This window comes from Kitasatospora sp. NPDC090308 (assembly GCF_044769485.1).
GTDB classification, from domain to species: Bacteria; Actinomycetota; Actinomycetes; order Streptomycetales; family Streptomycetaceae; genus Kitasatospora; species Kitasatospora fiedleri.
In genome coordinates, this window is record NZ_JBIVXY010000014.1 from 46,775 (window position 1) to 56,776 (window position 10,002).

Consider the following 10,002-nt stretch of genomic DNA (forward strand, 5'->3'; position numbering starts at 1 on the left):
GTGGGAGAGCGGATGGCGGGACGGGTGCGCGGGGTGGCGCGGGGGATGCTGGCGCTGCTGCTGGCGGCGGGGCCGTTGGTGGCCGGGCCGCGGGCGGCGGCGGACCCGCCGACCGGCGGGACGGTGATCGTCGACGAGACCTTCGCGGGCGCCTCGATCGCCGACCCGTCCTGGGAGCCGCTGGGCGACACCTGCCTGACCGGCGCGCCCCCCGGGAGCACGCCCGCGCCGGGCACCGCGCCCGTCCCGTCCTGCCCGGCCGGCGGCACCCCGGCCGCGCCGGTGCCCGGGGTGACGCCCGGCTACCTCCAGCTCAACGACGCGGCCGGGTTCGTCGGCGGCTCGATGCTGTACCGCCGCCCGGTGCCCGCCTCGGCGGGCCTGTCGGTGACCTTCGAGCAGTACCAGTACGGCGGCAACGCGCAGCCCGGCGACGGCATCGGGTTCTACCTGGTGGACGGCGCGACCCCGCTGGACTCCAAGGGCGCGGACGGCGGCAGCCTCGGCTACGCGCAGCGCAACCTCAGCCCCGGCGTGGTCGGCGGCTACCTGGGCGTGGGCCTGGACATGTACGGCAACTTCTACAACGACGGCGAGAACCGCGGCGCGGACTGCCCGACCGGCCAGCAGTCGCCGGTGAAGCAGGACGGCCCGGTCGCGCCGAACGCGGTCACCCTGCGCGGCCCGGGCGCCGGCATCTCCGGCTACTGCTACCTGGCGTCCACCACCGAGGCACCGGCCGGTGCCCCGCCGCGGGCCGCGACCACGCTGCCCGGCAGCCTGGGCGCGCCGTTCGGCACCACCGACCCGGCGGTCGCCAAGCGCACCGTCAACGTGCAGATCACGCCCGCGCCCGACCCCCGGGTGATCGTCCAGATCGACTTCCAGGACGGCACCGGCTGGCACCGGGTGCTGGACCGGCCGGCCCCGGCCGGACTGCCGTCCACCTACAAGTTCGGGTTCAGCGCCTCCACCGGCGGCTCCACCGACGTCCACCTGATCCGCAACGTCACGGCCTCCTCGATCCTGCCGCTGGGCGCGCTCGACCTGGTCAAGCAGGTCGACCGGACCGGCCCGCCGCTGCCCGCGGTGATCACCGCCGGGACGGTGATCCCGTACCAGTACGTGGTCACCAACGCCGGTGCGGTGGAGGTGGGTTCGCTGACCGTCAGCGACGACCGGCTGGCCCCGGTGAGCTGCCCGGCCACCACCCTGCCGCCCGCGCCCGCGCCCGGTTCGACCGTGGTGTGCACCGGCAGCCACACCGTCACCGAACAGGACGTCGCCGCCGGACGGGTCGTCAACACCGCGACCGCCGCCGCGACCCCGGCCATCGGCGACCCGGTCGCCGCCGGGCCGGTCACCGTCACCGTGCCGCTGGTCTCGGCGCTGACCCTCGACAAGCGGGCCGTCACCCCCGGCCCGCACACCGTCGGCCAGGTGGTCGACTACACCTTCACCGCCACCGACACCGGCGGCTCCACCCTCTCCACCCTGGTGGTCCAGGACCCGGGGATCACCGACCTGGCCTGCCCGGCCTCGGTGGTGGAGCCCGGCGGCTCGGTGGTCTGCACCGGCAGCCACACCGTCACCGAACAGGACCTGGCGGCCGGCTCGTTCAGCAACACCGCCACCGCCACCGCGGTCTCCCCGATCGGGCAGTCCGTCGAGGCCGCCCCGTCCACCGCGGTCGTCCCGGTGGTCGCGGTCGCCGACCTCGCCGTCACCGTGGACGCCGACCCGCAGGTGCTGCCGGTCGGCTCCACCACCACCTTCACCGTCACCCTGCGCAACGACGGCCCGGCCGACGCGACCAACGCCGTCGTCGACAACCCCGTCCCCGCCGGTACCACGCTGCTCACCCCGACCGCCGCCCCCGGCACCGCCTACGACCCGGCCACCGGACGCTGGACGGTGCCCGCGCTGCCCGTCGGCGGCTCCGTGCGGCTCACCCTGTCGGTCCGGTTGGACGCCGCCGCGCCCGCCACCGACACCGCCACCGTCACGGCCGCCGACCAGGACGACCCGGTGACGGCGAACAACACCGCGAGCGCCACCGTCCGGCCGCTCACCGACACCGACATCGTGGTCGGCAAGAGCGTCGACCACCCGCGCCCCGGGCTCGGCGGGCAGGTGGTGTTCACCGTCACCGCCGCCAACGACGGCCCCGCGCCCGCCACCGGCCTGGTCCTCACCGACCTGCTCCCGCCCGGCCTGGAACCGGTCCGCGCCGAGCCCGACACCGGCGGGTACGCGGCGGCCACCGGCCGCTGGACGATCGGCGACCTGGCCGTCGGCGCGCAGGCCCGGCTCACCCTCACCGCCCGCGCCACCGCGCCCGGCACCCACACCAACACCGCGACGCTGACCGGCCTCGACCAGACCGACACCGACCCGTCCGACAACACGGCGAGCGCCACCGTCACCGTCGACGCCCCCAGCCCCAGCCCCAGCCCCAGCCCGAGCCCGAGCCCGACACCGAAGCCCCCGCACCACGACGACCACCACGGCCCCGAGCTGCCCGGCACCGGTGCGCCGGCCGCCGCCGCGGGTGTGGTCGCGGTGCTGCTGCTGATCGGCGGCGCGGTGCTGCTGGCCGCCCGACGGGGGCACGTCCGACGGGAGCGCACCCGCCGGAGCTGACCCGCGGAGCCGATCCGCGCCCTGCGGGAGGACGGAACCGCCGGCGGGAGCGGTCGGGGCATGTGCGGTGCCTCGACCGTTCCCGCCGGCGGCGGTCGCGGGGGCGGCGCCCGGGCCGCCGCCGACCGGTCCGACCGGTCCGACCGGTCCGACCGGTCCGACCGGTCCGGCCGGTCCGACCGGTCCGGCCGGTCCGACCGGTCCGGCCGGTCCGGCCGGTCAGGCCGCTATCGGGTGGGCGGTCGGGTACCCGTCCCGCAGCCGGCGGTGCGCGGCGGGGTCGGCGCCCAGGTGGTCCAGGCCCAGCAGGGCCGCGCCGAGCACCGGTGGGGCGACCACCACGCGCGGTTCGGCGAGCGGGGCGTCCGCGGCCAGCCGGGCGGTCAGGTTGTCGAGCAGCAGCGGCTGCCGGGAGGCCAGCACCCCGCCGCCGAGCACCACCGGCACCGGCCGGTCGAGCAGGTCCAGCCTGGTCAGCGCGATCACCGCGAGCCGGGCCACCTCGTCGGCCTGGCGGTCGATCAGGTCGAGCGCGACCGGGTCGCCCGCGGTGCCGGCCGCGAACAGCACCCGGGCGACCTCGTGCAGCCGGGCCCGGTCGATCCGGCCCAGGTGCATGGCCTCGGCGAAGGCGTTGGCCCCGGCCAGTCCGAAGTGCGCGCCGATCATGGGGGAGAGCAGGGTGGCCGGGCCGCGGCCGTCCTCGGCCCGGGCCGCGTGCCACATCGCCTCGGCGGCGAGCCCGCCGCCGCCGCCCCAGTCGCCGGTGAGCTGGCCGAGCGCGGGCCAGCGGGCGGTGCGCCCGTCGGGCCGCAGGCCGACGCAGTTGATGCCCGCGCCGCAGACCACCGCGACGCCCAGCGGCCCGTCGGTGCCGGCCCGCAGCAGGCCGAAGGTGTCGTTGGCGACGTGCGCGGAGGCGCCCCAGCCGTGGCCGGATATCGCCTCGTGCAGCTGCTGCTCCTCGATCGGCAGGTCCGCGTTGGCCAGGCAGGCGCTGACGTGGTCGGTCAGCGGCCGCCCGTCGGGGCGCGGTTCGACGCCGGCCTGCCGGGCCAGGTCGTCGACCAGCGGGGCGAGCGCGGCGACGGCCGCCTCCGGGCCGGTGTGCTGCGGCTGGAAGCCGCCGCCGCGGGCGGTGGCCAGCACCGTGCCGTCGGCGCCGACCAGGGCCAGGTCGGTCTTGCTGTTGCCGGCGTCGATGGCGAGGACGCCGGGCAGGTGTGCGGAGTGGCTCATCGGCCGGTCCCCCCGTGGTGGTGCTCGGTGGTGGTGCGGTGGTACTCCGCCATGGTGCCGGTCACGCCCAGCTCAGGTGGTCGCGGTTGTGGGCCAGCAGCCGGTCGGTGAGCTGGTCGGCGAGTTCGATCTGCCCGACCAGCGGGTGGGCGAGCAGCGCGTCGAAGACCCGGTCCCGGCCGCCGTGCAGCGCGGCGTCCAGCGCCAGGTGCTCGTACGCGGTGACGTTGGCGATCAGGCCCGCGTAGAGCGGTTCGACCGGGCGCTGGGGCAGCGGGCGGACCCCGGCGGCGTCGACCTCGGCCGGGACCTCGATCACCGCGTCGTCGGGCAGGAACGGCAGCACGCCGTCGTTGCGGGTGTTGACCACCTGGACGGTGGTGCGGCCGTCGGTGCCCAGCAGCGAGGCGATCAGCTGCACCGCGGCCTCGGAGTAGAACGCGCCGCCGCGCTTGCCGAGCAGCTCGGGCTTGGTGTCCAGGGCCGGGTCGGCGTACATCTCCAGCAGCTGCTTCTCGATCGCGGCGACCTCGGCGGCCCGGGAGCCCTTGACCTTCAGCTCCTCGACCACCACGTCGTGCTGGTAGAAGTACCGCAGGTAGTAGGAGGGGACGACGCCGAGCCGGCGGACCACCGGCAGCGGCAGGTGCAGGTCGGCGGCGATCTCCGGGCCGTGCTCGGCGAGCAGCTGCGGCAGCACCTCGCGGCCGGTGGCGGCGCCGGGGGCGTCGAGCAGGGTGACGCCGCGCTCCCAGGTCAGGTGGTTCAGGCCGACGTGGTCCAGGCGCACCAGCTCCGGGTCGACGCCCAGGTGGGCGGCGAACTTGCGCTGGAAGCCGATCGCCACGTTGCACAGGCCGACGGCCTTGTGCCCGGCGGTCTGCAGGGCGCGGGTGACGATGCCGACCGGGTTGGTGAAGTCGACGATCCAGGCGTCCGGGTTGGTGCGGCGGACCTGCTCGGCGATGTCCAGCACCACCGGGACGGTGCGCAGCGCCTTGGCGAGGCCGCCCGCGCCGGTGGTCTCCTGGCCGACGCAGCCGCACTCCAGCGGCCAGGTCTCGTCCTTGTCGCGGGCCGCCTGCCCGCCGACCCGCAGCTGGAGCAGCACCGCGTCGGCGTCCCGGACGCCCGCGGTGACGTCGGTGGCGGTGGTGACGGTGGCGCCGTGGCCCTGCCTGGCGAAGATCCGGCGGGCCAGGCCGGCGATCAGCTCCAGCCGGTCGGCCGCCGGGTCGATCAGCACCAGCTCGCGGATCGGCAGGGTGTCGCGCAGCCGCGCGAACCCGTCGATCAGTTCCGGCGTGTAGGTGGAACCGCCGCCGACGATTGCCAACTTCAGTGCGGACATCAGCCCTTGACCCCTGTCAGTGTGACGCCTTCGACGAAGGCGCGTTGCGCGAAGAAGAACAGAACGATCACCGGTGCCATCACCAGCAGCGTCGCCGCCATGGTGAGGTTCCAGTTGGTGTGGTGGGCGCCCTTGAAGGACTCCAGGCCGTAGCTGAGGGTCCAGGCGCCCGGGTTCTCGGAGGCGTAGACCTGCGGGCCGAAGTAGTCGTTCCAGCAGGAGAAGAACTGGAACAGCGCGACGGCGGCGATCGCCGGCCTGGCCATCGGCAGCACCACCCGCAGCAGGGTGCGCAGTTCGCCGCAGCCGTCGATCCGGGCGGCCTCGACGTACTCCTTGGGGATGGTCAGCAGGAACTGGCGCAGCAGGAAGACGGTGAAGGCGTCGCCGAACGCCATCGGGACGATCAGCGGCCACAGCGTGCCGGTCAGGTGCAGCTGCTTGGCCCAGAACAGGTACATCGGGATCACCGTGACCTGTGGCGGCAGCATCATCATCGCGACCACCGCCATCAGCGCCAGGTTGCGGCCCCGGAACCGGAACCGGGCCAGCGCGTACGCCACCGGCAGGCTGGAGAGCACGGTCAGCACGGTGCCGACGCCCGCGTACAGCAGGGTGTTGCGCCACCAGGTGAGGAAGCCGGGGGTGTCCCAGACCTTGCGGTAGTTCGACCACTGCCAGTGCTGCGGCCACAGGTCGGAGGTGAGCGCCTGGTGGTCGGTCATCACCGAGGTGAGGAAGACGAACACGAACGGCAGCAGGAAGAACAGCGCGGCGGCGATCGCGGTGGAGTGCACCGCGACCCAGTGCAGGGCGGCGCGGCGGCGGGCGGCCCGGGCGGCGGCGGGGGCCGGCAGCGGGCGCCGGCGGGGGAGGGTGGAAGCGAGTGCCATGGGGTCAGTCCTCCGCCAGGAAACCGGACTTGCGGCGCAGCAGGACGCCGGTGAACGCCATCGAGAGGGCGAACAGGATGAGTGCGACGACGCAGGAGGAGCCGTAGTCGAAGCGCTGGAAGCCGAGGTTGTAGACCATCTGCGGCAGCGTCCAGGTGGAGCCGGCCGGGTAGCCGGGCTCGAACTGCTGGCCGGAGCCGCCGATCACGCCGGAGGCGACCTTCCCGGCGACGATCGCCTGGGTGTAGTACTGCATGGTCTGGATCACGCCGGTGACCACCGCGAACACCACGATCGGCGAGATGTTCGGCAGCGTCACGTACCGGAAGCGCTGGAGGCTCCCGGCGCCGTCCAGTTCGGCGGCCTCGTACTGCTCGGTCGGCACGTCCAGCAGCGCCGCCATGAAGATCACCATCAGGTCGCCGACGCCCCAGATCGCCAGCAGCGTCAGGGCGGGCTTGGACCAGGACGGGTCGGTGAACCAGCCGGGCTGCGGCAGGCCGAGCTCGCCCAGCAGGTGGTTGACCGGCCCGGTGCCCGGGTTCAGCAGGAACGCGAACGCCATCGTCGCGGCCACCGGCGGGGCCAGGTACGGCAGGTAGAAGGCGGTGCGGAAGAACCCGGCGCCGGACTTCACCTTGGTGATCAGCAGCCCGACGCCGAGCCCGAACACCACCCGCAGCGAGACCATCACCGCGACCAGCCAGAGGGTGTTGCCCAGGCCCTTCCAGAAGAAGGGGTACTTGTCGAAGACGTAGTCCCAGTTCCGCAGCCCGGCGAAGGTCGGCGGGAGGAACCCGTCGTAGCTGGTGAACGAGAAGTAGACCGTCGACACCAGCGGGTACAGGAAGAAGAACCCGAACCCGACCAGCCACGGGGAGAGGAAGGCCAGTGTCCTGGCCCGCTCCCGCCGGCGCTTGCGGCGCAGCGCCGGCGGGAGGGCGGAGCTCACGGTCGCCATGTCACTTCGCCTGGGTGACGGCGTCGTCGATCTCCTTGGCGGTGGCCGTCAGGCCCGCCCCGAGGTCGGTCTGCTGCCCGGACTCCACCGCGTAGCTGAGGTTCTGCAGCGACACCTGGTACGCGCCGCCGTTGATGCTCGCCGGGGTGGTGGAGGAGTTCGGGTTCTTGGCGATGTCGACGAAGGTGCGGAAGTTCGGGTCCGCGTCCAGCTTCGGCGAGTCCAGCGCGGCGAGGGTGCTGGGCACGTTGTGGATCGCGTTGGCGAAGGACACCACCGCGTCGGTGTCGGTGGTCAGGTACTTGACGAAGGTCCAGGCCGCGGTCTGCTTCTTCGAGCCGTTGGCGATGCCGACGATGGTGCCGGTCTGGTAGCCGCGCCCGTAGGCCGCCGCCTGGTCGTCCGGCACCGGGAACGGAGCGGTGGCCCACTCGAAGTCCGGCTTGTCCTCGGCCAGCGAGGCGGTGCGCCACTCGCCGTCCAGGCTCATCGCGACCTGCCCGGTGGTGAACGGGTTCTTGGCGCTGAACTCGTCGCCGAACCCGGTCCGGTACTTCTCCAGCTTGTCGAACCCGCCGAGCCTGTCGACGAGTTGCTTCTGCCAGGTGAGCGCCGCGGTCACGGTCGGGTCGGTGGCCACGTTCGACCTGCCGTCCGGTCCGAAGTACGTGCTGCCGTACTGGCCGAGGTAGTGCGCGATCGCCGTCTCGTAGCCGTGGTAGTTCGGCATGAAGCCCAGCTGCTTGAACGAGTCGCCGTCCGGGACGGTCAGCTTGGCGGCGTCCTCGGCGAACTCGCCGAAGGTCTTCGGCGGCGCGGTGATGCCCGCCGCCGCGAACGCGGTCTTGTTGTAGTACAGGCCGTAGGCGTCGCCGAGCAGCGGCAGCGCGCACTGGTCGCCCTGGTAGCGGCTGTACTCCAGCATCGCCGCCGGGAAGGTCTTCGCCGGGTCGACGCCGTCCTTCCGCAGCATCGGCCCGAGGTCGGCCCAGACGTGCGAGGCGCAGAACCGGCCCACGTTGTCGGTGGAGAACGAGGACACCACGTCCGGGGCGTCCGGGCCGCCGGCCCGCAGCGCCTGCTGGGCCTTGTCGTCGGCGATGTTCCCGACCACCTTGACGTGGATGTTGGGGTGCAGCTTCTCGAAGGCGGCGACGTTGTCGTTGATCGCCTTCACCTCGTTGTCCTGGCTCCAGCCGTGCCAGAAGGTGATCGTCACGTCCTGGCCGGACGCCGAACCGTCCTGCCCGCCACCGGAGTTGGTGCCGGTGCAGGCGGCGGCCAGCAGCGTCGTGCAGACCGCCGCGGTGAGCGCGGCCAGCGGGCGGCGGGCCAGCGGGCGGCGGGCGAGCGGGGATCTGCGGGTCGTGTCCACGGAAGGGCGCTCCTGGGGGAGGGGGCGAGGGCAGGGCGGCAGGGCCCGGCGACCCCGCGTGGGGGGAAGGGGAGTGGGTGCGAACGTGCGTCAGTGCGTCAGTGGGTGCTGAACAGGACGTCCCGGGTGCTCGCCAGCGCGCGCTGCAGCGCGCCGGTCAGGACGGGCGACCCCGGCACGGCCGACAGCCGCACCTCCGGCCGCGGGATGGACATCCGGCCCAGGGCCTCCTGGACCAGCTCCCGCAGGCGTTCACCGCCCGCGGTCGGCGTCCCCCCGGAGAGCACCACCAGCTCCGGGTCCACCACCGAGGCGATCACCGCCAGCCCGACCGCCAGCCGCTCGGCCAGCTCGGCCAGGAAGGCCTCGCCCTCGGCACTGCCCAGGGCCCCGGCCACCGCCTGCGCCGCGTCGGCGCCGCGCAGCCCGTGCCGGCGGGCCAGCGCCAGCACCGCGGGCTCACCGGCCAGGTCCTGGAACCCGCCGGTCACCTTCCGGCGGGAGCTCAACGACACCGGGGCGTCCGGCACCGGCATGTAGCCGACCTCGCCCGCGCCCCCGGTGAAACCCCGGTGCAGCCGGCCCGCGATCACGATCGCCGCGCCGATGCCCTCCTCGGCCCACAGCAGCACGAAGTCCTCGCACCCCGCCGCCGCCCCGCCGGCCTGTTCCGCGACCGCGGCCAGGTTCACGTCGTTCTCGATCGACACCGGCGCGCCCAGGGCCTGCTCCAGCTCCTCCACCAGCCGCGGCGAGTGCCAGCCCGGCAGGTGCGAGGCGTACCGCAGCTTCCCGGTCACCGGGTCCGGCGCGCCACCGATCCCGACCACCACCTCGCGCAGGCAGCCCGGCGCGAGCTGCGCCCGGCGCACCGTCTCGGCGACCGCCTCGGCGACCCGCGCCACCGTCTCCGCCGCGGGCCAGCCCTTGGTCGGCACCCGGTGCTCGGCCAGCGTCGTCCCGGTGACGTCCGCGACCGCGACCCGCACCGTCGTGCTGGTCACATCCACGCCCGCGACGTAGCCCGCGGCCGGATTCACCTGGTACAGCTGGGCGTTCGGCCCCGGCCCGCCGGCGGTCGTGCCCACCGGCACCACCAGCCCCACCGCCTCCAGCCGGGCCAGCAGCTGCGAGGCGGTCGGCTTCGAAAGCCCCGTCAGGCTTCCGATCTGGGTGCGGGACAGCGGGCCGTTCGCGAGCAGCAGCTCCAGCGCGGCACGATCGTTGATGGCCCGCAGCAGGCTCGGCGTACCGGCCAGCGGGGAACGGGGTGTCTTTCGGGTGGTCACGGCCCGATCCTCCTCTGCGTACGCGGTTGCGGCCAACTGTTAGGAAAGTTTCCAATCGCGAGCCGTGGATGTCAACGGTCCGTGACCTGTTCGTTGACTGCGGCGCGCGGACGGCGCGCGGGCAGCGGGCGCGGGCGGAGCGGGGAAGGGGAAAAGGGACGGGGGCGGGGGCGCGGGGAGAACCACCCCCCCCCCCCCCCCCCCCCCGGGCCCGCCCCCCCCCCGGCCCGGGCCGGCCGCGGTGTATTAAC

Annotated in this window: 7 protein-coding genes; 1 reads left to right on the forward strand and 6 read right to left on the reverse strand. The window is 74.2% G+C overall.

Annotation, left to right across the window (positions count from 1 at the left end; translation table 11 throughout):
- Positions 1 to 12 precede the first annotated feature (12 nt).
- Entirely contained in the window at positions 13 to 2,643 is a 2,631-nt protein-coding gene (locus tag ACIQVD_RS26740) for a hypothetical protein (protein ID WP_402291951.1), read from the forward strand.
- A gap of 219 nt (positions 2,644 to 2,862) precedes the next feature.
- Here the strand turns inward: ACIQVD_RS26740 and ACIQVD_RS26745 are convergent, their stop codons facing one another.
- The 6 genes from ACIQVD_RS26745 to ACIQVD_RS26770 all read right to left on the reverse strand — a co-directional run bounded on the left by ACIQVD_RS26745 (position 2,863) and on the right by ACIQVD_RS26770 (position 9,751).
- Entirely contained in the window at positions 2,863 to 3,882 is a 1,020-nt protein-coding gene (locus ACIQVD_RS26745; RefSeq protein ID WP_400692393.1) for an N-acetylglucosamine kinase, read from the reverse strand.
- Positions 3,883 to 3,943: 61 nt separating this feature from the next.
- Positions 3,944 to 5,224: a 6-phospho-beta-glucosidase gene (locus ACIQVD_RS26750; RefSeq protein ID WP_402292013.1), complete on the reverse strand. Its 1,281-nt coding sequence runs from the start codon at positions 5,222 to 5,224 to the stop codon at positions 3,944 to 3,946.
- An 8-nt stretch (positions 5,225 to 5,232) separates the two neighbouring features.
- Complete coding sequence (locus ACIQVD_RS26755) at positions 5,233 to 6,126, reverse strand: carbohydrate ABC transporter permease (RefSeq protein ID WP_400692390.1); 894 nt, start codon at positions 6,124 to 6,126, stop codon at positions 5,233 to 5,235.
- A 4-nt stretch (positions 6,127 to 6,130) separates the two neighbouring features.
- Positions 6,131 to 7,087 carry a carbohydrate ABC transporter permease gene (locus ACIQVD_RS26760; RefSeq protein WP_400692388.1) on the reverse strand — a complete coding sequence of 319 codons (957 nt, stop codon included), beginning with the start codon at positions 7,085 to 7,087 and terminating at the stop codon, positions 6,131 to 6,133.
- 1 nt (position 7,088) lies between these two features.
- Positions 7,089 to 8,462: an ABC transporter substrate-binding protein gene (locus ACIQVD_RS26765; protein WP_400692386.1), complete on the reverse strand. Its 1,374-nt coding sequence runs from the start codon at positions 8,460 to 8,462 to the stop codon at positions 7,089 to 7,091.
- A 98-nt stretch (positions 8,463 to 8,560) separates the two neighbouring features.
- Positions 8,561 to 9,751 (reverse strand): ROK family transcriptional regulator, encoded by a 1,191-nt coding sequence (locus ACIQVD_RS26770; RefSeq protein ID WP_402291952.1) that lies wholly within the window; start codon positions 9,749 to 9,751, stop codon positions 8,561 to 8,563.
- Positions 9,752 to 10,002 lie beyond the last annotated feature (251 nt).